The 19,979-nt window shown below is 61.6% G+C and carries 13 protein-coding genes and 2 pseudogenes; 9 read left to right on the plus strand and 6 right to left on the minus strand.

Features of this window, described 5'->3' with window-relative positions:
* The first annotated feature begins 462 nt into the window (after window positions 1-462).
* The 3 genes from F0Q45_RS09170 (at window position 463) to F0Q45_RS09185 (ending at window position 5,410) form a co-directional block, all read left to right on the plus strand.
* Window positions 463-1,734 carry a glycosyltransferase gene (locus F0Q45_RS09170; RefSeq protein ID WP_149653648.1) on the plus strand — a complete coding sequence of 424 codons (1,272 nt, stop codon included), beginning with the start codon at window positions 463-465 and terminating at the stop codon, window positions 1,732-1,734.
* A 418-nt stretch (window positions 1,735-2,152) separates the two neighbouring features.
* Window positions 2,153-3,457, plus strand: a complete 1,305-nt coding sequence (locus F0Q45_RS09175; RefSeq protein WP_149653649.1) for a glycosyltransferase — start codon at window positions 2,153-2,155, stop codon at window positions 3,455-3,457.
* A gap of 1,083 nt (window positions 3,458-4,540) precedes the next feature.
* Entirely contained in the window at window positions 4,541-5,410 is an 870-nt protein-coding gene (locus F0Q45_RS09185; protein ID WP_188112849.1) for a class I SAM-dependent methyltransferase, read from the plus strand.
* A 217-nt stretch (window positions 5,411-5,627) separates the two neighbouring features.
* On the opposite strand, the gene F0Q45_RS09190 is transcribed toward F0Q45_RS09185, so the two are convergent.
* Together F0Q45_RS09190 and gmd are read right to left on the minus strand one after the other, a co-directional pair.
* Window positions 5,628-6,596, minus strand: coding sequence for a GDP-L-fucose synthase family protein (locus F0Q45_RS09190; protein ID WP_149653651.1), 969 nt, complete (start codon window positions 6,594-6,596; stop codon window positions 5,628-5,630).
* A gap of 2 nt (window positions 6,597-6,598) precedes the next feature.
* Window positions 6,599-7,621 (minus strand): GDP-mannose 4,6-dehydratase, encoded by a 1,023-nt coding sequence (gene gmd / locus F0Q45_RS09195; protein ID WP_149653652.1) that lies wholly within the window; start codon window positions 7,619-7,621, stop codon window positions 6,599-6,601.
* A gap of 730 nt (window positions 7,622-8,351) precedes the next feature.
* On the opposite strand from gmd, the gene F0Q45_RS09200 reads away from it, so the two are divergent.
* Together F0Q45_RS09200 and F0Q45_RS29165 are read left to right on the plus strand one after the other, a co-directional pair.
* Complete coding sequence (locus F0Q45_RS09200) at window positions 8,352-9,017, plus strand: hypothetical protein (RefSeq protein ID WP_149653653.1); 666 nt, start codon at window positions 8,352-8,354, stop codon at window positions 9,015-9,017.
* Between the two features lies 1 nt (window position 9,018).
* A pseudogene (locus tag F0Q45_RS29165) lies at window positions 9,019-9,647 on the plus strand (transposase); the annotation flags it as partial.
* A 534-nt stretch (window positions 9,648-10,181) separates the two neighbouring features.
* Here F0Q45_RS29165 and F0Q45_RS09205 read toward each other — a convergent pair.
* Both F0Q45_RS09205 and F0Q45_RS09210 read right to left on the minus strand, forming a co-directional pair.
* Window positions 10,182-10,934, minus strand: coding sequence for a glycosyltransferase family 2 protein (locus tag F0Q45_RS09205; protein WP_149653654.1), 753 nt, complete (start codon window positions 10,932-10,934; stop codon window positions 10,182-10,184).
* A gap of 139 nt (window positions 10,935-11,073) precedes the next feature.
* Window positions 11,074-11,805, minus strand: coding sequence for an FkbM family methyltransferase (locus tag F0Q45_RS09210; RefSeq protein WP_149653655.1), 732 nt, complete (start codon window positions 11,803-11,805; stop codon window positions 11,074-11,076).
* Between the two features lie 255 nt (window positions 11,806-12,060).
* On the opposite strand from F0Q45_RS09210, the pseudogene F0Q45_RS09215 reads away from it, so the two are divergent.
* Window positions 12,061-12,855 (plus strand): annotated as a pseudogene (locus F0Q45_RS09215) (FkbM family methyltransferase); the annotation flags it as partial.
* Between the two features lie 300 nt (window positions 12,856-13,155).
* Window positions 13,156-13,881, plus strand: coding sequence for a [2,4-di-O-methyl-alpha-L-fucopyranosyl-(1->3)-alpha-L-rhamnopyranosyl-(1->3)-2-O-methyl-alpha-L-rhamnopyranosyl] dimycocerosyl phenol-phthiocerol 3'''-O-methyltransferase (locus F0Q45_RS09220; RefSeq protein WP_149653665.1), 726 nt, complete (start codon window positions 13,156-13,158; stop codon window positions 13,879-13,881).
* A 359-nt stretch (window positions 13,882-14,240) separates the two neighbouring features.
* Here the strand turns inward: F0Q45_RS09220 and F0Q45_RS09225 are convergent, their stop codons facing one another.
* Both F0Q45_RS09225 and F0Q45_RS09230 read right to left on the minus strand, forming a co-directional pair.
* Window positions 14,241-15,497, minus strand: coding sequence for a saccharopine dehydrogenase family protein (locus tag F0Q45_RS09225; protein WP_149653657.1), 1,257 nt, complete (start codon window positions 15,495-15,497; stop codon window positions 14,241-14,243).
* A gap of 63 nt (window positions 15,498-15,560) precedes the next feature.
* Window positions 15,561-16,373, minus strand: coding sequence for a phthiotriol/phenolphthiotriol dimycocerosates methyltransferase (locus F0Q45_RS09230; protein ID WP_149653658.1), 813 nt, complete (start codon window positions 16,371-16,373; stop codon window positions 15,561-15,563).
* A 177-nt stretch (window positions 16,374-16,550) separates the two neighbouring features.
* Between F0Q45_RS09230 and F0Q45_RS09235 the strand changes: the two genes are divergently transcribed.
* Both F0Q45_RS09235 and F0Q45_RS09240 read left to right on the plus strand, forming a co-directional pair.
* Window positions 16,551-17,696 carry an LLM class flavin-dependent oxidoreductase gene (locus tag F0Q45_RS09235; RefSeq protein WP_149653659.1) on the plus strand — a complete coding sequence of 382 codons (1,146 nt, stop codon included), beginning with the start codon at window positions 16,551-16,553 and terminating at the stop codon, window positions 17,694-17,696.
* A 523-nt stretch (window positions 17,697-18,219) separates the two neighbouring features.
* On the plus strand, window positions 18,220-19,968 hold the full coding sequence (locus tag F0Q45_RS09240) for an AMP-binding protein (RefSeq protein WP_188112850.1): 1,749 nt from the start codon (window positions 18,220-18,222) through the stop codon (window positions 19,966-19,968).
* Window positions 19,969-19,979: the final 11 nt, after the last annotated feature.

The raw sequence follows: 19,979 nt of genomic DNA on the forward strand, positions 1-19,979 counted from the left end.
CCGTCAGGCGCTGTCTCATGTCCCGGTCGAATCCAACCCGGCCGCCTCGGCCGGTCCGCACTCTGGCACGCAGCCGGCGAAACGCTGCGTTTCCGTCGTACGTAGCCACTAGATCTGGCGGTCAGTACGAACGTCGATGCTCTCAGAATGGTTGCGAGACAATGGCGATCTATGTCTTGACAGAAATCGATCCGGCTGCGAGGGCTGCCACCGCTGTTCCAGTCCGGGTGGTCGCGGCTAAAGACGGATAGTGCGATGTGCGCCGGACGGTATCAGTTCCACGACGGTACAGCCCGCTGAGCCGGCGGCATCGCGACGGATTGGCTTGCCACATGCCACGCAATGTCCGGTGTCCGCAGATTGCTCAGGTCTTCCCGGGTGCGTACCTGCGGCGTGTACGCTACGGCCTCGGGTGGCGCGTAACGAACAACGGCCGTCAGCCACGTAAGAAGGGAAGCGGGCATGAGCACCGCATCGAGGGCAGCTGAGTCCCCCGCCCCCAGGCAGCGGATCCTGTTCATCGCAGAAGCAGTGACGCTGGCCCACGTGGTCCGGCCGTTTGTCTTGGCGCGGTTACTCGACCCGAGCCGTTACGAGGTCCACTTCGCCTGCGACCCGCGGTTCAACAAGCTCCTGGGTCCACTGCCCTTCTCTCACCATCCGATCCACACCATCCCCAGCGAGCGGTTCCTGCGCAACTTGACGCACGGCCGACTTTTCTTCTTTTACAACATACGGACGTTGAACAAGTACATCGCTGAGGACAGCAGGGTACTGGCCGAGGTCGCTCCGGACCTTGTCGTCGGTGACCTGCGCATGTCGCTGTCCGTCAGTGCCCGTTTGGCCGGCATTCCCTACATCTCCATCGCCAACGCCTACTGGAGTCCCTACGCTCGCCGCCGCTTTCCACTGCCGGAGGTACTGTGGACGCGCATTCTCGGCGTCCGACTGGTCAGGCTCGTCTATCGGCTGGAGCGTCCGATCATCTTCGCTCTCCAGTGCTTGCCGCTCAACTGGGTCCGCCGAAAACATGGGCTACCGAGTCTGGGTTGGAACCTGTGCCGCATCTTCACCGAGGGGGACTACACCCTCTACGCCGACGTGCCGGAGCTGGTGTCGACGTACGATCTGCCGGCCAACCACCACTACCTGGGCCCAGTCCTATGGTCGCCTGCCGGCAAGTCGCCGGCGTGGTGGGACGCGTTGCCGACCGACCGGCCGATTGTCTACGTGACCCTGGGTACCTCCGGCGGGCGCAACCTGCTGCAGGTGGTGTTAGACGCCATGGCTGATTTGCCTGTGACAGTGATTGCGGCCACCGCGAACCGCAGCGACCTGTCGCACGTGCCTTCCAATGTGTTGGTGGCGGAATACCTGCCGGGCGAGGCGGCTGCAGCGCGCTCGGCGGTGGTGGTCTGCAATGGCGGCAGCCTGACCACGCAGCAGGCCTTGGTGGCCGGGGTGCCTGTGGTCGGAATCGCCAGCAACCTAGACCAACATCTGAACATGGAGGCCATCGAGCGGGCCGGCGCAGGGATGCTGCTACGAACTGAGCGGCTCAAGAGTCGAAGTGTGGCGCAAGCCGTAACCCAGGTCCTCAGTCGGTCCAACTACCAACAAGCCGCCGAGCGACTCGCCGCAGCGTTCGGGCACGACTTCGCTCACTTTCCGCAACACCTGCAGACTGTGCTGCGCTCCACGAAGTCTGTGCCCACAACATCGCAGATTGCCTAGCAAGAACTTCGGATCGGCGAGCGCTAAAGGGTTGGGCCGCGCAGCCAGGCGCGCTTGACACCCGCTTGCCCGTGACGGCCATCGAAACGGCCTCGTTAGAATTGGCATACTCTGCGGTCGACTCCCGCCGAGCGAAGGATTCGTTCGGTCGATCAGTACGGTCGGAACCCGCTCTGCCATAAGAGAAGTAGACCCAGTCCGCATCCGCGCCGTGGTCTCTGAAAGGGACTGCACGAAACCGGGATAGTTACACGCCAGTCCAATTGGGGTCAGATCGGGCCCGGATGAATTGGCACAAACGCGCACGCTTCCAAATCCGGTCAACCGTGAAAGTGCGCTCGTGATGCGTGTACGCTATTGCACCGGGTGGTGGGGCGAAACGATCACCGACCGTTAGCCTCCTAGAAGGGAAGCGGGCATGCGAACCGCATCGAGTACTCGTGAGTCACCCGTCCGTCGGCGGCGGATACTGTTCGTAGGAGAAGCAGCAACTCTGTCTCACGTCGTCCGGCCGTTCGTACTGGCGCGGTCGCTCGACCCGAGCCGCTACGAGGTCCACTTCGCCTGCGACCCGCGATTCAACAAGCTGCTGGGCCCCATGCCATTTGCTCAGCACGCCATCCGCAGCATCTCCAGCGAACTGGTTCTCAAGAAAATCGCTCAAGGCCGACAGTTCTACAACGCGCGGACGCTGCACAAGTACGTTGAGGACGACATGAAGTTGCTGACCGAGATTGCGCCAGACCTTGTCGTCGGCGATAACCGTCTATCGCTGTCGGTCAGCGCCCGACTCGCTGGCATCCCTTACGTCGCCATCGCCAACGCCTACTGGAGTCCCCACGCGCACCGCCGCTTTCCGCTACCGGATGTCCCGTGGACCCGCATCTTTGGTGTCGGACTGGTCAGGTTCCTGTTCCGCCTTTACCGCCCATTGATCTTCGCTCTCTATTGTCTGCCACTCAACCGGGTCCGCCGAAAGCACGGGTTGCCGAGTCTGGGTTGGGATCTGTGCAGTGTCTTCACCGATGGGGACTACTCGCTCTATGCCGACGTGCCGGAGCTGGTGCCGACGGCTAGCATGCCGGCCAACCATCAATTTCTGGGCCCTGTCCTGTGGTCGCCTGTCGGCGCGCCTCCGGCTTGGTGGGACACGTTGCCGATGGACCGGCCGATCATTTATGTGACCCTGGGCAGCTCCGGCGGACGAAACCTATTGCAAGTGGTGTTGAACGCCTTGGCTGACTTGCCAGTGACGGTGATCGCGGCCACCGCGGACCGTAGCGATATGACGCACGTGCCGGCCAACGCCTTCGTGACGGATTTTCTGCCGGGTGAGGCAGCGGCAGCGCGCTCGGCCGTGGTGGTTTGCAACGGCGGCAGCCTGACTACACAACAGGCTTTGGTAGCCGGGGTGCCGGTAATCGGTCTGGCCAGCAACATGGACCAACACCTAAACATGGAGGCCATCGAGCGAGCCGGTGCGGGCTTACTGCTGCGAACTGAGCGGCTCGACAGCCAGAGTATGGCGCAAGCTGTAACGCAAGCGCTCGGTCGGTCCGACTACCGACAAGCCGCCCGGCGACTGGCTATGGCCTTCGGACAGGACTTCGATGATTTTTCGCAGCACGTGCAGCGGGCGTTGGGCCTCACTGAAACTGAACAGGAGGTGCCGGTAGCTTCGCCGATCGGGCTGACACCAAAGGCACTTGCGCGCAGCGCATAGGAGCTCATGGCCCAGCGCCGAACGGTCGGTCCCCGCGGCGTTGGGGAGCATCGTCGCGGCGGCGGCGTCGATCGTCAGCGCTGCTGGCATGCCCGGTCGTTGACAAGCGTCCACAACAGATTGAGCATGGAGAACGCGTATTTGCGCACCAGGTGATTGTTCTTGGTCTCGATGGTGGCCTGGTCGTTTTTCGGGTACGGCCGCGAGCGGGTGAAGTAGATACCGGCATCGCCGGCCCAGCCGATGAAGGTCTCGTTCTAGAATCCAGTGCCGTTGTCAAAGCCTAAACAGGTTACTGGATAGGGAATTTCAGTGACAGCACTCTGGCGCGCATTCCATGGGTTGGTGCTGGCGTTGTTGCGGACCGTACGGGTGAACGCCCATCCGGTGCGCACCTCGGACAGATTCACGTACGGGCGAACTCCCCTGTGAGGTTGGGCCGCTGTGTGCGACGTTATCACCCTCGAAGAACCCCGGCTCCGCGGCGACCTCATCCGCAGCTCTGCGGACCTTGACCAATTACGCAGCGCGGGTGAGCGTTTCGTCGTCGACACACCCGATACCTGGTCTTCGCCCTTCGCGTCTTCAGATAACGATCGACTCCGGCTGCGCTCATCGCCAGCAGTTCCTGCCGCACCTTGGGGCTGTAGCGGTCACACCCGAACAACTCGCTTGACGTTCCAACCCGTCGACCTGCAATGCCATCGACGCGCCAAGCTATTTGCCGCTCCGCGCCCACCCGAGCGGCCCGCCCCCTCTGCAGCATCTTCCCAGCGTCATAGGAGTACTTCGGCGCCCGCGGATTACGAGGCCTTCGCTGCCGCTCAACGCCAGCTGCCGCGGATGAACTCACCACCGCTCACGCCAGTCCGAGCGGCACGATTTGCGGTCCTGGTCGACACCGTTGCACGGACTGAAAGCCACCCTGACCGAGTGCGCCACCTCGCCGGCTACCTCACCGACCGCCACTCATCCGGCGCGCCTACATTGAAGGTTTCACGACCTACCTGGTCAGCCCCGGGTCTGACCCCAGCGTACGGCTCGAATGGCGCCACTGTGGTACCCCGGTGTACGTTGTGCGACGTGCCCGCTGCCTGGATTGCCAACACTTTCCTCAAATTTGCCCCAGTGCCTCGCCTGATCAAGGCTGGGCTATTTGTACGTTATGCGCCGGGTGATGCGCTGGATAAGCTCGCCGGTCGTTCGGACCCGCTGGTTCCGCCGCGCCGCAAGGTAGGCGGAGGGTCCCGAAACCCCGCGGCGCCCGGCCCATTTCGGGAATCTGGCGACCAGGCCTTTGCCGAACTTCGCGAGTATGGCCAGATTGCCCCACACCACGCCATCCTCGACATGGGATGCGGAATGGGCCGTCTGGCCCGTCCGTTGACCAAATTTCTCGACCCGGCCAAGGGGCGTTATGAAGGCTTTGACATCAATGCCAGCGAGCTGCGCTGGTGTTCAGAGCACTATGCGTCTCATCCCAACTTCCACTTCCAGCGCGCGAACATCTACAACAAGATGTACAACCCGAAGGGCACGGTGCAAGCCGAGGAGTTCGTCTTCCCCTACCCTGATGAGAGCTTCGATTTTGCCTTCGCATCATCGCTCTTCACGCACATGCCCCTGCCGGCAGTTGCTCAGTATCTCAAGGAAACCGCACGGGTGCTCGCTGCGGGCGCGCGTGCGCTGTTAACCGTCTATTTGTGGAACCCGGAAGCCCAAGCGTTGGTTGCTCAGGGCAAGTCGGCACTGGCCTTTCGTCCACATGGCGATTTGATCGTGATGAATCCCATCGTCCCCGAGGCCGCCATTGCCCTTCCCCAGGAAGGCTGGGATCTGGCGGTTCGCGATGCTGGCCTTGAGCAGGTGGGGGATGTGTTGTGGGGAAGCTGGTGTGGCCGAACGAACTTCGCGCGTTACCAAGACGCGGTCGTCTTGCGCAAGCCGGTCTGACCAGGTTTCAACGCCGGCGGCGAAACCGACCTTGGGGCGACAACAATTGATCTGGCCCGAACCAAGTTGGCGTTGTTGACCGCGCTAGCGCTGCCGACGAAGTCGTTTCTCCCGCATTGGGCTAGGTCGCAGAGCGAACAGAGACGCGCCAAAACGCAGGTTGCTGAAGCGTCCCCCGCTCGTGAACGTGGGGTCTAGGGAGCTGCGACCAGGGCCATCATCTTCTCGCCACGCTGGCGTTAGCGCGATACCACGCGACCGTCGACTCGATGCCCTCACGTAGCGTGATTCTTGGTCGCCAACCCGCTTCGCTCAAGATCGACACATCCAACAGTTTTCGTGGTGTTCCGTCCGGTTTAGTTGGATCCCAGTGGGTTTCGCCGCGGTAGCCCACTGCGTTGGCCACCATCTCGGCGATCTCACTGATGGTGTGGTCGACCCCGGTACCCACGTTGACGGGGCCGGGTCCGTCGAAGTGCTCCAGAAGGTACAGGCACGCGCTCGCTAGATCCGCGACGTGCAACAGTTCTCGGCGTGGCGTTCCGGTGCCCCAGTTTGTCACGGTTGGCACGCCACTGGCTCTGGCCTCCTCGTATCGGCGGATGAGCGCCGGCAGCAGATGCGAAGTGGAAGCGGAAAAGTTGTCGCCCTCTCCATACAGGTTGGTTGGCATCGCAGAGATCCACGCCAGGCCATGTTGTCTTCTGACCGCCTGGACCTGAAGGATTCCGGCGATCTTCGCGATCGCGTAGGTGTCGTTTGTTGGCTCCAACGGGCCGGTGAGCAGTGCGTCCTCCCTAATCGGCTGTGGGGCGAATTTCGGGTAGATGCAGGAAGAGCCGAGGAACAACAGCCGAGGCACCCTCGCGGCTGCGGCCGCGTCGAGCAGGTTGACCTGGATTCGCAGGTTTTCAGACAGGAAGTCAACGGGATAAGTGCTGTTGGCCTGGATGCCACCGACCCTGGCCGCGGCGTCGATGATTACCTGAGGCCTTGACTGAAGGATAAAGTCAAATGTTGCGGCCCGATCCGTCAGGTCGAGTTCACGGTGTGACCGTACAACAAGGTTGGTGAATCCTTCGGCGCGAAATTTTTGTACCAGAGCGGACCCGACCAGCCCGCAGTGTCCGGCTATGTACACGCGTGACTCACGGTCCAGGACGCCGACTGCGGTGCTCATATTCATGCTCATGTCCCGTTGGGGCGTATCGGCTTATCAATCCATGGTCTGCCCTCGCACTCCAAGGCAGCGATGTCCGCGTCCACCATGATCCGCGCCAGTTCAGCAGTGTGTATCGAAGCCTTCCAACTGAGCGATTGGGCGGCCTTCGTCGCATCGCCGATCAACGCATCGACCTCGGTGGGGCGCAGATAGCGCTCGTCGTATCTGACATACTCTTGCCAGTCGAGCCCGGCATGATCGAATGCGGCCTTAGCGAACTCGCGCACCGTGTAACCGCGCTCCGTCGCCAAAACGAAGTCGTGGGGGTCACTAGCCTGTAGCATCCGCCACATCCCTTCGACGTACTCAGGTGCATACCCCCAGTCGCGAACAGCATCGAGGTTCCCCAGGTATACGTGAGACTCGAGGCCAGCCTTGATCCGCGCCACGGCTCGCGTGATCTTTCGGGTGACGAATGTCTCACCGCGCCGCGGTGACTCATGGTTGAACAGAATGCCGTTCACCGCAAACAAACCGTAGGCCTCTCGATAGTTGCGCGTCGCCCAGTACGAGTAAACTTTCGCTGCGCCGTACGGTGATCGTGGGCAGAATGGCGTCTGCTCGTTCTGGGGTGGCGGCGACGCGCCGAACATCTCCGACGAGGACGCTTGATAGAAGCGGCACTTCACCCCGGAAAGCCGAACTGCTTCCAGCAGTCGCATGGCTCCCATAGCGACGGTGTCTCCGGTGCGCACCGGTTCGTCAAAGCTGACGCGCACGTGCGACTGTGCCGCAAGGTTATACACCTCGTCGGGGTCGATGGTACTGAGCAATGTCACCAATCGGGTGCCGTCGGTTAGATCGCCATAGTGTAAGAAAAGTCGTGCACCCGGGTCGTGCCGATCAACATAGAGGTGGTCAATTCGCGATGTGTTGAACGTCGAAGCTCGACGGATGAGCCCGTGAACCTCGTATCCCTTGCCCAACAGCAGTTCGGCGAGGTAGGAGCCGTCCTGTCCGGTGATTCCCGTGATAAGCGCTCGCTTCACCTGATTCTCACTTCGGTAGACACCAGCTCGTCAGCACACTTACGACGTCCCATCCTGGTTGCCCCACTTCCCTCGATGCCACAATGGCGCGGCGTCGCCGTCAGCTTCATGCGGCGTGCGCACATGCGCAAGACCGCCTCTGTGTCCGCTTCAAGGTACCGGACACCGCCGGCTGCGCGATTGGGCTGGCTGACCATAGTTCCGCTGCCCCTGACATACGGACTGAGCGCAGGCGGACCCCCCCTGCCAAGCTCATCTGAGGCACCTGCCCACAATTCGTGACCCTGAGGGCGGAGATGGAAAGAATTCCCGAATGACGAGCAAGGTGAGTGTGTTGCTTCGAGCGCCCGGGGTCGTAGATCCGGGCGGGTGGATGACCCTGGAACGGAACCCCCGATCCCGAGGTACCCGAAAGGGCCGAGCGGCCGACGTTCACGGCCGAGTTCACGTTAGAGATCTTGGCTGAGTACGACGCCTCGCCGAGGGGCGCGCAGGGTGTTATTGCGTCGAAAGGACTTGTAGTCCAGCCATATTGTGAAGTGGCGCAAGGCCCGTGATGCCGGCGCGCCGGCCGGGTTGGCTTCCCCGCCCGGTTGCAAGCGTGCTGACCCGCAAGCTGAAGAGATCGCCCGGCTCGAGTCCGAGCAGGGCTGCGATCGCTCCCAAACTCATTCGAGCTGCGTCCGGAAAACCGGGGGAAGCACAGGTCAACCCGAGTACTGTCACCGTTGTGTCGAGAATCTCCCGTACGCTGGTTGGCCTCGGGTCGCGTTTCATCCGTAGCAAGAACTCGCTAGAGCCGATGGGTTGGGCGGCTGCATGGGGCTGGTTCCACGGCATGCACCTCGTCTCTCCACCCGCGAACGCGAAGAGACGCCATTTGCTCAATGCGTTGAAGTCGCGCCAGCACCGCATCTTCATCGAGGCCGGTACCTATAAGGGCGAGACAACTGCGTTCTTCGCGCGGCACACCGATCGAGTGATCTCAGTCGAGCTACACGACGGCCTGTTCGCTGCTGCCGAGCAACGGTTCGCGAAGTACCCCAATGTCACTGTTATTCATGGAGATTCGGTCATCGAGCTGCCAAAGATAGTCCTGAACTGCTTGAGCCCGCCGCTTGTGTACCTCGACGCGCACTACTCCGGTCCTGGCACGGCTAAGCGCGAGCAGAAAGAGCCAGCAGAGTCGACGCTGCTGCAGCTCGCTTCCGTAGCTCCGGCGGGCACCACCATCGTGATTGACGACCTGCGACTTTTCGGCTCTGGACTGGCCGGATTTCCCCAGCTCGACGAGATCACAGCAGCTGCACGTACGGCGTTCCCGACCGCGGTGATCCGGGCCGGCCTGGACTCGATCGTCGTCGAAATCGACGGAAAATCAGGGCTATCGTGCTGACGTGATCGCAGTGACCCGCGAGGGTGATGCGCCGCTGCGGCCGATCGCGCAGGACTTCGGCGTTTCCGTGGCCCGAGTATCGCTGGCTCGAGATTGCTGACCGTGAAGGTGGCGTCGACCGCACGGAGTCGACCAGGGGTAGCGATGAGTCCGCCCAGTTGCGGGAAGCCCGCAAACGGATAAAGCTGCTCGAGCAAGAAGCGGACGTGATACGACGCGCCGGCGGGTAACTCCGCCGGGACGTCAACCCGAAGTGAGCTACCCGCTGGTCCACGAACTCACCGCGGACGGTGTGCCCGTCACGCTGACCTACCGGCTGCTCGGTTATTGCCGAGGTTGTCGCCGACTGGCGCAAGAATCCGTTGAGAGAGCCTGATTGGGGTGACACACATCTGATTGACGTCGCCTTCGACATTCACGCGGACGACCCCGCATTTGGATACCAGTTCATCGCCGACGAGCTCTCAGGACGCGGGATCGTGGCTGGGGAGATCAGGGTCACCCGATTGTGCTACCAGGAGCGCATCTTCGCTAAGAGGCGCAAAGTGAACCCAAGTGTCGGACCCCGTTCAAGACCACCTCGTCGACCGCCAGTTCTGCAGACCGCCAAGGAGGTTCTGGCTGTCCAACTCACCGGACCGGGGCGTGGTGTTGGCGTTTCGGGCGTGCACTGCCGCGATCCAATCCCAAAGTGCTTCAGTATCATCGCGATTGCCGTGGACCATGAGATCGTCCGGGTAGCGGACGATCTCATGGTAGGACCTGCTGGGCGCCGTTGGTTTTCGCGTGTTCAGTGCGGGCCGAGCGCCTTCGGCCTTGTCATGGTCATCAAGAACGGACAGCGCGAAGTCGCTGAGCGGTGGTGCCAGGATTGCGCCTGCTCTCGGAACTCCCGGGTGTGCCCGCGATGTTTGCCCGACACATGTGACTATCGCCGACAATCTGATTCGCTACCGCCCGATCTCGCCATAGCGCTTACCAAGGCTTACGAACGGGCAACTTCGCACGCCGGATACGATTTCACTGCACACCCAAACAGCGGGCCGCAACCCAGACCTCAAGCTAATTTCCCGGAAAAAATCGAAGAGCCCGTCGGAGGCCATCGTTTGGATCAATCGACCCATGCGTAAATCCCGCGGATACAAAAAACTATCGCAATGGGCCTTACCGATTCTGGTTGCTGTTTTTCCGACGGTTGATCAATTTTAGCCACATCCGTACGATAATCGCGATAAATCTGATGCCAATTCTGGTGGATCTCGGGAGCCGCTTCAAAAATTCGTTGTCGATGACCGTATTGCTGAGCCCGCCGAATTCATTGTAAGTCGAAACGACCACATGCATATACCGGGTGACAAGCGCCGGGTTGGAGAAGCAGCGGATGTTGAAGTCCCAGTCGGCAAGCACTCGGTAACGCAGATTGTAGGGGCCGATGCTGCCGAACAACTCGCGGCGGTAGAAGATCGCCTGATGGCAGATGTTGCGTCTGAATAGCAGTCGGTCGAGATCGAAGGCGCCACCCCAGCGGAATTTCGTTACGCGCATCATCGCATCGCCGTATACCAAATCGCTGTGTTCATGTTCGCCGATGAATGCGGCTACCCGCGCCAAGCTGCCCTCCTTGTAGAGGGCGTCGTCGGCTCCTAAAAAGAGCAACCACCTCCCGCTGGCCAGGCCGACGCCGCGGTTCATGGCGTCATAGACGCCTTGATCCGTGCCGCAATGGACGGTCAGGCTAGCGCCGATGCTAGGGGCAAAGGTGTTAGCAACGTTGAGGGTTTCGTCCGTCGAGCCGCCGTCGACGATTACCACCTCGAAGTCCCTATGGGTCTGCCGAGCGACACTGTCGAGGCAAACGCGCAAGGTTCTCGCCACATTCAATGTGGGGATGATGATCGAAAACATGGGGACGGCCATGTCGACTTCTGAAGTTCTAGCAGCGGTCAAGCCGGCGCACCCTCTCGTTTGCGTCTTTCTTCGAATCAGCCGATCGCCTTGGTCCGGTGATAATCAGTTCGTGATCTGGCGCAGGGAAGGACCTTGCGAAGCGTTGTGGTCAATCGACCTCACGGAAGAAGATACCGTCGGCCTGCAACATTCGACCATTGTGTACATCCATGAAACAGGGCAGCACTCCCGTTAATGTGAAGCCCAAAGAGTGCATGAGATCCAGTGCCTCACGAATGAGCATGCCACCTTCGTACAATGGCAGAAAGGTCAGTTCGAGTTGTATTCCGACGCAAGAGTCATTTACTGTAGATTTGCTACCGGCGAGCACCTGCTGCTCAAATCCCTGGACGTCGATTTTGAGAAAAGATGCGCTATCTGATCGTAAAAATTCTGCCGCTATTGAATCGAGTTGATATATCGGTACCTCTTCGGTGCCGATATAGTTGGCGGGCGGAAAAGCGTCCTGATGGCTCTTCATCATGGGCAAGACGGAACTACTTTGGCCGCCGTTTCCCGCGACATTAATCGAAACGGTACCATCGGAATCGCCTAATGCACACCGCCGGCAATCCCAAAGTGGATCGGATGACGCTCTTCGTGTCAAAATAGAAAATGGTCGGGATAGCGGCTCGAACGAGACGATGCGGCCTTTATATGCCGCTCGGCGCAGCCCTTTGGCGTATTGTCCTGAGTTGGCCCCGACATCAAAAACGACGTCTACCCCACGCGATTGGAGTTGCTCTACAAAAAGCTGCTTCCAACCCCGCGAAGAATACCGGCGTGCTACCTCGAAGGCCGCGCTGCGCGCGAGGAAGCCAGCAGAGTCCAACAAATGCACGGTGGAACACTAACATGCCAATAACCGCCCGCCCGAAGGATAGGTTGGCTCGCAGAGACTTTAATAGAGGGCACGCAGGTCCGAGGTTTGGGCGCAAACGCAGGTGTGTAGGCAAGGTTTTGCGGGGTCGTGGCTGCTTGGCTGGGAGGGCCCAGCGGCGCTGGGGCACCTTATTTTTGGAAGTAAGGCGTATCTATCTGCACCCGCCGCGCTGTCCGGCTTTACGCCAGACCGAGATTCGGTGTGCTAGCGGTGTTAGCATGCCCCATGCTTGAGCGACTACCTCGAAGCCTTCGGCGCCCTCAGCGCTGGCTGCCCGGCGGGTTGGCCCCCTGGCACTGGCGCGATTTGAAGGTCACGCTTGAGCCGGGCTCGACCATCGCTTGGGTCGCGCGGATGACTGGCGGCTTCGAAGAGGCCGAGATCGACATCGCGGCGGCACTCAATGCCGCGCTCTATCCTGGCCGCTGCATCCTCGACGTGGGCGCCAACGTTGGTCTGCACAGTCTGGCCTGGGCAAGGCTAGCCCCAGTGGTCGCGCTAGAGCCGGCGCCGGGCACGTTTGCGCAGTTGGAGGCCAACGTGGCAGCAAATGGCCTGCAAGGTCGTGTTCGCACGCTGCGCATGGCTGCCGGGGATGCGGCCGACGGAGAAGTTGAGTTTTTCGTGGCCGCGGACAGCGCCTTCAGTTCGCTAAAGGATACTGGCCGCAAAAGGATTCGCGAGCGGATACTTGTGCCTTGTACCACACTGGACGCGCTCGCGGCTGAGCTAGGTCTTTCTTTCGGTTTGCTGAAGATCGACGTCGAGGGGCTAGAGCGCGCGGTCATCGCGGGCGCGGCTGAGCTCCTGCGGCGCGATCATCCGGTCCTGCTGGTGGAGATCTACGGCGGCGTCGCCTCCAATCCAGAACCTGAGAGGACCGTCGAGAATATTTGCGCTTTTGGCTATGAGCCGTTCGTCTACTCTCACGACGTTGGGTTGTTGCCCTACGAGCAGCACCGCGACGATCGATACAACTACTTCTTCTTGCCACGCCCGCCCATGTGAGGGCGCTCGTGCCCGAGCCGCGCGCATCCGTAGTGTCAAGGGAATCCGCCGCGGGGTAGCCAGGCCCACTGGTGCATCTCGGCGACGTAGGTGTCGCCCATCATGCTGAACGCCGCCACCGACGAAATCTCGAATCCCTTTCTGCCAGAAGCGGAATTGGCATACCAGAACCTGGCAACCCAAATGCGGCACCGTAGCGTGCGAGTGTGTCACCGCAGCCATTGGATTATTTGTTCGAGGCTGGGGTGGCGATCGGTAGCCGTGCTCGGTGGCACGGTGCACCGTGCGATATCCCCCCTGATGCGACTCTCCCGCATGTTTCGCCCGACCACCAAACAGCATTTTCACAGCATCTTCTACCTTCGACACAACGCCCGCCGTCAGGAGCATCTGGCTACGTTAGGGCTCGACCTCAGCAATAAGAGCGTGCTGGAAGTTGGTGCTGGCATCGGCGATCACACCAAGTTCTTCCTCGAGCGCGGCTGCGAAGTACTCTGCACCGAGCCCCGGGATGAGAACTTGGATGTGATCCGCGGGCGCTTCGAATCCAACCCTCATGTCACAGTTGACCGCCTAGATCTCGACGGCGATCTCCCAGCAGGCGCACGCCAATATGACGTGGTGTACTGCTACGGCGTGCTCTACCACCTGTCTCGTCCGGCCGAGGCGCTGGCGTGGATGTGTGACCGCGCGGGCGATCTCCATCTGTTGGAGACATGCTTGAGCTATTCCGGCGAAGACGAGTCATTCCCTGTTAGTGAGAAGGCTTCCTTGGCGAGCCAGGCGGTAACTGGCACGGGATGTCGGTCTTCGCGCGTGTGGGTGATGAACCGACTACGGGAAAAGATACCGCACGTATACGTGACTGCTACGCAGCCGCGCCACAAGCAATTTCCGCTGGATTGGACGGCATCGGGACCCACGAGCTCCACAGGTCTGGCTCGTGCTGTGTTCGTCGCGTCGCGGGTGCCGCTGAACCTTCCGACGCTGGTCGAGGAGCTTCCGATGGTGCAGCGCCGGTGCTGACGCTAAGCAGGGCGCGTTAGGACAGAGGTCCACCTGATCCTGACTGCCGAACACGTCGGCCGCCCCGAGGCATTTCGTCGCGATCGATACCGACAGACCTGTTCGTGACCGCGCTGGCGGACGCCGGTTTTGGGTGATTCGGCCGGTGCATCAGACAGTCAGGCGACCGCGGTCGGTGCTGTTGGAATCTATTCGCAAGCGCTGCAGGCGTTTCCGAACCCTCGAGTACACACGGTTACCTGAAAGCCGAAATTTTCTACCAGCAGCAAAATTTCTTCGTCGCTATTGACAGCCTTGCGTTGACGCCGACACCGCGCCGGTCACGCTTTGCGACCCGCTGCAGTCACCGCGGTCCGCTGTCAGTTCAGCCGGGTCGTCCATGCCGACACCCCGGCGCCCGGGAGACGTACCAGCAGCGCATCGCCCATCGCCGTTGCGGGAGTAAGTACACCGCGCAACTCCGAGAGCCGATCGCGATCGAGCGCCAGCGCGAGACCGCTCTCAGCGAGCAGCACCGCCGTAGACTGGTAGGCGTCGACATTGTGCTCGAAAGTCGCCAGGTAGCGGGCACCGGTCGAGGTCGTGGTATAGGTTTCGAACCGATAATGGCCGTGTTCTCGGACTTTCCGGCTTGGACCGGTGCCTGGCCTGGGCATCATGGCCTCCACTAGTCGGCGCGGTAACCGGCTGAGGTATCGATTGCCCAAACCAATGGCGCCTGCGACGGCGCCGGTGACAGCCGAAGCGGCAACCGGCGCCGCAAAAGACTTCCCCAGACTCATCGTTTCGGTGTAGCGGAACTGACGGCCATAGGACCAGTCCTGTAAGGCATTGCTACGACGAACAATTCGAGTGTTGAAGGGGCCCTGCACGAATCCTCCGGTCCAGTAGCCCGCAAGCTCGGGCGCCACGTCGCTTCCGCGATGGCGGGGAAAATCCGGCTGCGGGCCAAGCTCTGGTTCAGCGCCCCGATCCGTGGTCAGTGTGTAGGGATCGTTGACCAGCCGGCGGGCTTCAGGGTCGCTGGACGCAGTGCGCATCGCTTCGGAGTACGTTGCCACAGAGCCGCCCGAAACCCAGCGCTGGGAGAACGAGCGGAGCACCAGGTTGGTGTCGCAGAGTACACCGGCGCCGTCTTCGATCGCACGCCGGTACAGCAGGTAGACGTTGAGATCCGATGGGATCGAATCGAATCCGCAGGCAAGCACTATCCGGGCGCCGGTGTCAACGGCTTGCTTGTGGTAGAGGTCGATGCTGTTTCGGCAGAACATCACCTCGCCGGTCAGGTCGGCGTAGTCAGTGCCGGCTTTGGCGCACGCGGCCACGAGCGGCAAGCCGTAGCGCGTGTAGGGGCCAACTGTTGTCAGCACCACTTGAGCCCGCACAGCCATCGCATCGAGGGTCGACGGTTGTGACGCGTCGGCGAGGATTAGCGGCCAGCCCTGTGCTCGTGGGCCTGCCATCTCCCGCACCGCCCGCAGTCGTTCGCTGCAACGGCCGGCCAGCGCGATTCGTGCTTGTGACCCGTTGTGGGCGAGGTACTCGGCGGTCAACTTGCCGGAGAATCCGGTTGCGCCATACAAGACGATGTCGAACTCGCGCTCAGCTGGACTCATCCGCGCGACAATACCCGAGCAGCTTTACTGTTCTCAGTCTCGGGCGCCGGCCGCGACTCCGCCTCAATCCTTGGTGAAGCAGTACATCCGGTACGAAAGATCCCCGCTTTCCAGGTAGCGAGATAGCTGCGTGCCGTGCACGCCGATATATTCGCGGCCCGCGAAACGCAGGAAGGCCGGCAGATGACGATCGACCAACTCCCGCGACTTCTGCGAATTCTTGCTGATGCCGCGCAGCACGTCCTCGTTGATCTCGCGCTGGGAAAGTTGCCGAAGCGGGGCGGCGGCCAGATCAGCCTCCCATTGGGCGATTTCATTGCTGGGGCGCAGGTCTGCGTAGGGAAAGTATCCTCCTGGGCGTAGCACCCGCACCACCTCGGCGAGGAAACGCGGGAAGTGCGGATAGCAGTGCGAGGCTTCGACGTTGAGCACCACGTCGAAGGATTCGTCGTCGAAAGGTAGGTTTTCCGCGTCGCCTCGCACAAAGTCCAAGCCGGGCACATGGTGTCGCTTTTGGCATAGCTTGATGCCGGCCGGGTTCAAGTCCAGGGCCGTGTAGGAGGCCGGGTGCAGGGTGCGCGTCAGGTAGGAGGCTCCGCCGCCGTGGCCGCAACTGACCTCCAAAACCCGCTTGCCGCTCAAGTCGGCCTGGGTGGCCGTGCGGTGATACAGGTTGATATGGGCCCGGTCGGGCTCGTCGGACGGCTCCAGCGGCAGGGCCAGCGGCGGATCTTCCTCGTAGGCCCAATTGATGAACACAATCTCGTCGGTGCCGAGCCCGCGCGTCATCAGCGGGTACCAGTACCTCCAAACCCTCTTGTAGACAGGGGTACTCCCGACGCGGGCAAGCAGGCGGTGGGTGCGACTGAAGGCCATGGGCAAGGAGTATGGCAGACGCGCAACCTATCGATCGGATTGCGGGAAACGGAACACCAACGCCGGACGGGTGCGCCGTGATACCCGCTGTCGCATCGCCGGCCCGCCGCAGCAAGCGGGCCTGCGGTAACCTGCCCGGATGATCTTGATCGACAACACGCCACGGGTGCGGTGAGCATGGTTGGATTCCGTTTCGGCTTTGTCGATTCGCTCGTGCACACGCGGTTTCCGCCGACCATGCTCGCTCGGTCGAGCATCGTGGCTGCCGCCGCGATGGGCGCCGATTCGTACTGGGTTGGTGACCATCTGAACGCGCTGGTCCCGCGCTCGATTGCGACACCGGAGTACCTCGGCCATGCGGCCAGGCTGGTGCCCAAGATCGACGCCAACTACGAACCGTGGACGATGCTGGGAAATCTCGCCTATGGGCTGCCGCGCAAGCTGCGACTCGGCGTGTGCGTAACTGACGCAGGTCGGCGCAACCCGGCGGTGACCGCCCAAGCCGCGGCGACTTTGCAGCTGCTTACCCGCGGTCGCGCCACCCTTGGCATCGGTGTCGGGGAACGGGAAGGCAACGAGCCATACGGCGTGGAGTGGACGAAACCCGTCGCGCGATTCGAAGAAGCCCTCGCCACAATCCGCGCCTTGTGGAACTCGAACGGCGAGCTTGTCACTCGCGAATCGCCCTACTTTCCACTGCGAAACGCCTTATTCGACCTGCCGCCCTACCGCGGTAAGTGGCCCGAAATTTGGGTCGCGGCCCACGGGCCGCGAATGCTGCGTGCCACTGGACGCTATGCCGACGCCTGGATTCCTATTGTCCTTGTTCGTCCGACCGACTACAGCCGAGCGCTCGATACCGTTCGCGCTGCGGCATCCAACGCCGGTCGTGACCCAATGTCAATCACCCCTTCGGCTGTGCGCGGCGTAATCACCGGCCGGAATCGCGACGATGTGGAGGAGGCGCTGAACTCCGTCATCGTGAAGATGACGGCGCTCGGTGTGCCCGCCGAAGCCTGGGCACGTCACGGCGTCGAGCATCCCATGGGAGCCGACTTCTCCGGCGTACAGGATCTGATCCCGCAGACCATGGACCAGCACACGGTCTTGTCCTACGCGGCCAAGGTCCCGCCTGCACTGATGAAAGAGGTTGTCTTCAGCGGGACACCCGATGAAGTTATCGATCAAGTCGCGGAATGGCGCGATCACGGCCTGCGGTACCTGCTCGTCATCAACGGCAGCCTGGTTAACCCAAGGCTGCGCAAGACTGTTGCCGCCAGCCTGCCGCACGCCAAGGTTCTGCGCGGGCTCAAGAAACTCTGAGGCGCTCCCTCGGGTTTGTCATGGCTCACCAGGGCGGTCAGACCTGCAGTGACCGTCCGGGTCCGCCGAGCGAGATTCTCACTAACCGGGTATGACGATGTCGTCGCGGCTGCCAGTCAGCCTTTGGGGGTAGGGTGAGCAGCCGGAGGTCACGGACGAAACCAACTAGGATGCCGGCATGGCGCCCCATCAGGGTGTCGGCCGAAACGGGCTCGCTGCGCTGCCGTCGGCGCGGACCAGCGGATTATTCCTCACAGCTGGTTGCAAGGGTGCACCTGATATTGTCGTGGGGCCTCAGCGATGTGGCGTCATCGGCCCGGACAGCGTAGCAACCGTATGTGCGTCGATTCCGATTCGAAGGACACGGCGGCGGATCGTCCGTAATCTCTTCGGTCAAGAGCCTAAGGATGATATGAAGACCAACTCGTCATTTCTGGCTGGCAGCGGGGTGGCGACGCAGCTGGAACGGGTCACGGATCGGCAATCCGCCCAACCACTGAACGGAACCGCAGCGCGATTCGCGCTGCGGGAGTCGTCGCTCGTCGACTTGCTGCAGCGGGTGGCCACCGAGTACCCCAATCGTGCGGCGTACAAGTTCGTCGACTATGACGCTGATCACGCGGGATTTGTTGAGACTCTCACCTGGTGGCAGGTCTACCGGCGGTCGATGGTCGTAGCGGAGGAGCTTCGGATCTGCGCGTCCAGCGGTGATCGGGTCGCGGTATTGGCCCCCCAGGGTCTCGAATACATCATCGCCTTCCTCGGCGTACTACAGGCCGATCTGATCGCCGTTCCACTGCCAGTGCCTCAGTTCGGCATTCATGACGACCGCATTTCCGCCGCCTTGCGCGATTCCCTACCGACGGTCATCCTTACGACGTCGTCTGTCATCGACGAGGTCACAAGGTACGCGCCGCATGCCCGCGCGGCGCAGGGACCCGCGCCGATCGTCATCGCGGTGGACTCGCTAGACCTGGACTCGCCGCGCGAGCTCGACATGACTCCCCGTAAGCATCCGGCTACGGCATACCTTCAGTACACGTCGGGATCGACCCGCTCGCCGGCCGGCGTTGTCGTGACGCATAAGAACGTCATCAGCAACTGCGAGCAGCTGATGTCGGATTACATCGGTGACGTGGAGAAGGTTCCGTCAACTGCGGTGTCGTGGCTGCCGTTCTATCACGACATGGGCTTGATGCTGGGCGTCCTGCTTCCAATGATCAACCAAGACACCGCAGTGTTGTTAGATCCGATGGCATTCTTGCAACGGCCGGCTCGCTGGATGCAGTTGTTGGCCAAACATCGCGGACAGATTTCCAGTGCTCCGAATTTCGGGTTCGATTTGGCGGTGCGCAGAACGTCGGATGACGACATGGCCGGACTCGATCTTGGGCATGTGCGGGCGATCGCCACCGGCGCCGAACGCGTAAATGCAGATACAGTCCAGCGTTTCATCGATCGGTTCGCCAGATTCAACCTCAGCCCGACATCAATCCGGCCCTCGTACGGGCTCGCGGAGGCGACGGTGTATGTGGCTACCGCTGGACCTGGTCGCGAACCGACGAGTGTCTGTTTTGACTATCAGCACCTGTCTGCAGGCCAGGCCAAGCGCTGCGAGAACGCAGCCGACAACGGCGCGAAACTGGTCAGTTACGGCACGCCGCGGGCATCAACGGTGCGCATTGTCGACCCCGAAACCAGAAAGGAGAATCCGGAGGGCGCAGTTGGCGAAATATGGGTGCAGGGGGACAACGTCGCTACGGGCTATTGGCGAAACCCCGAGCTCACCGAGCGGACTTTCGGTGCGTCGCTAGTCGATCCCTCGCCGGACACACCGGTGGCTCCGTGGCTGCGGACCGGGGACCTCGGCGTCATGTTTGAGGGCGACCTGTACATCACGGGCCGAATCAAGGATCTGCTCGTCGTGGATGGGTCCAATCATTACCCAGATGACATCGAGGCGACGATGCAGGACATCACTGGTGGGCGGGTCGTCGCGATAGCTGTGCCGGATCATCACACCGAACGGCTGGTCACCATCATCGAACTCATGAGGCGGGGCCGGACAGCTGAGGAGGAGGGGGATAGGCTACGCGCGGTCAAACGGGAAATCACATCCGCGATATCCCGGTCACACCGTTTACGCGTGGCGGATGTCGTGATGGTGGCGCCGGGCTCCATTCCGGTCACCACGAGTGGCAAAGTTCGGCGTTCAGCGTGCGTCGAGCATTACCTCAACCACGGATTCACCCGCTTGGACCGTACGGCATGACCGCGAATGCG

The organism is Mycobacterium simiae, assembly GCF_008370645.1.
In the GTDB taxonomy this organism is placed as follows: domain Bacteria; phylum Actinomycetota; class Actinomycetes; order Mycobacteriales; family Mycobacteriaceae; genus Mycobacterium; species Mycobacterium simiae_A.

Bases quoted from the DNA above. Each gene is read 5' to 3' on its own strand.
- F0Q45_RS09170 (WP_149653648.1), top strand. From the start codon at position 463: ATGAGCACCGCATCGAGGGCAGCTGAGTCCCCCGCCCCCAGGCAGCGG.
- F0Q45_RS09225 (WP_149653657.1), bottom strand. From the start codon at position 15,497: ATGAGTCCAGCTGAGCGCGAGTTCGACATCGTCTTGTATGGCGCAACC.
- F0Q45_RS09235 (WP_149653659.1), top strand. From the start codon at position 16,551: ATGGTTGGATTCCGTTTCGGCTTTGTCGATTCGCTCGTGCACACGCGG.
- F0Q45_RS09190 (WP_149653651.1), bottom strand. From the start codon at position 6,596: ATGAATATGAGCACCGCAGTCGGCGTCCTGGACCGTGAGTCACGCGTG.
- F0Q45_RS09175 (WP_149653649.1), top strand. From the start codon at position 2,153: ATGCGAACCGCATCGAGTACTCGTGAGTCACCCGTCCGTCGGCGGCGG.
- F0Q45_RS09220 (WP_149653665.1), top strand. From the start codon at position 13,156: ATGCGACTCTCCCGCATGTTTCGCCCGACCACCAAACAGCATTTTCAC.
- F0Q45_RS09230 (WP_149653658.1), bottom strand. From the start codon at position 16,373: ATGGCCTTCAGTCGCACCCACCGCCTGCTTGCCCGCGTCGGGAGTACC.
- F0Q45_RS09205 (WP_149653654.1), bottom strand. From the start codon at position 10,934: ATGGCCGTCCCCATGTTTTCGATCATCATCCCCACATTGAATGTGGCG.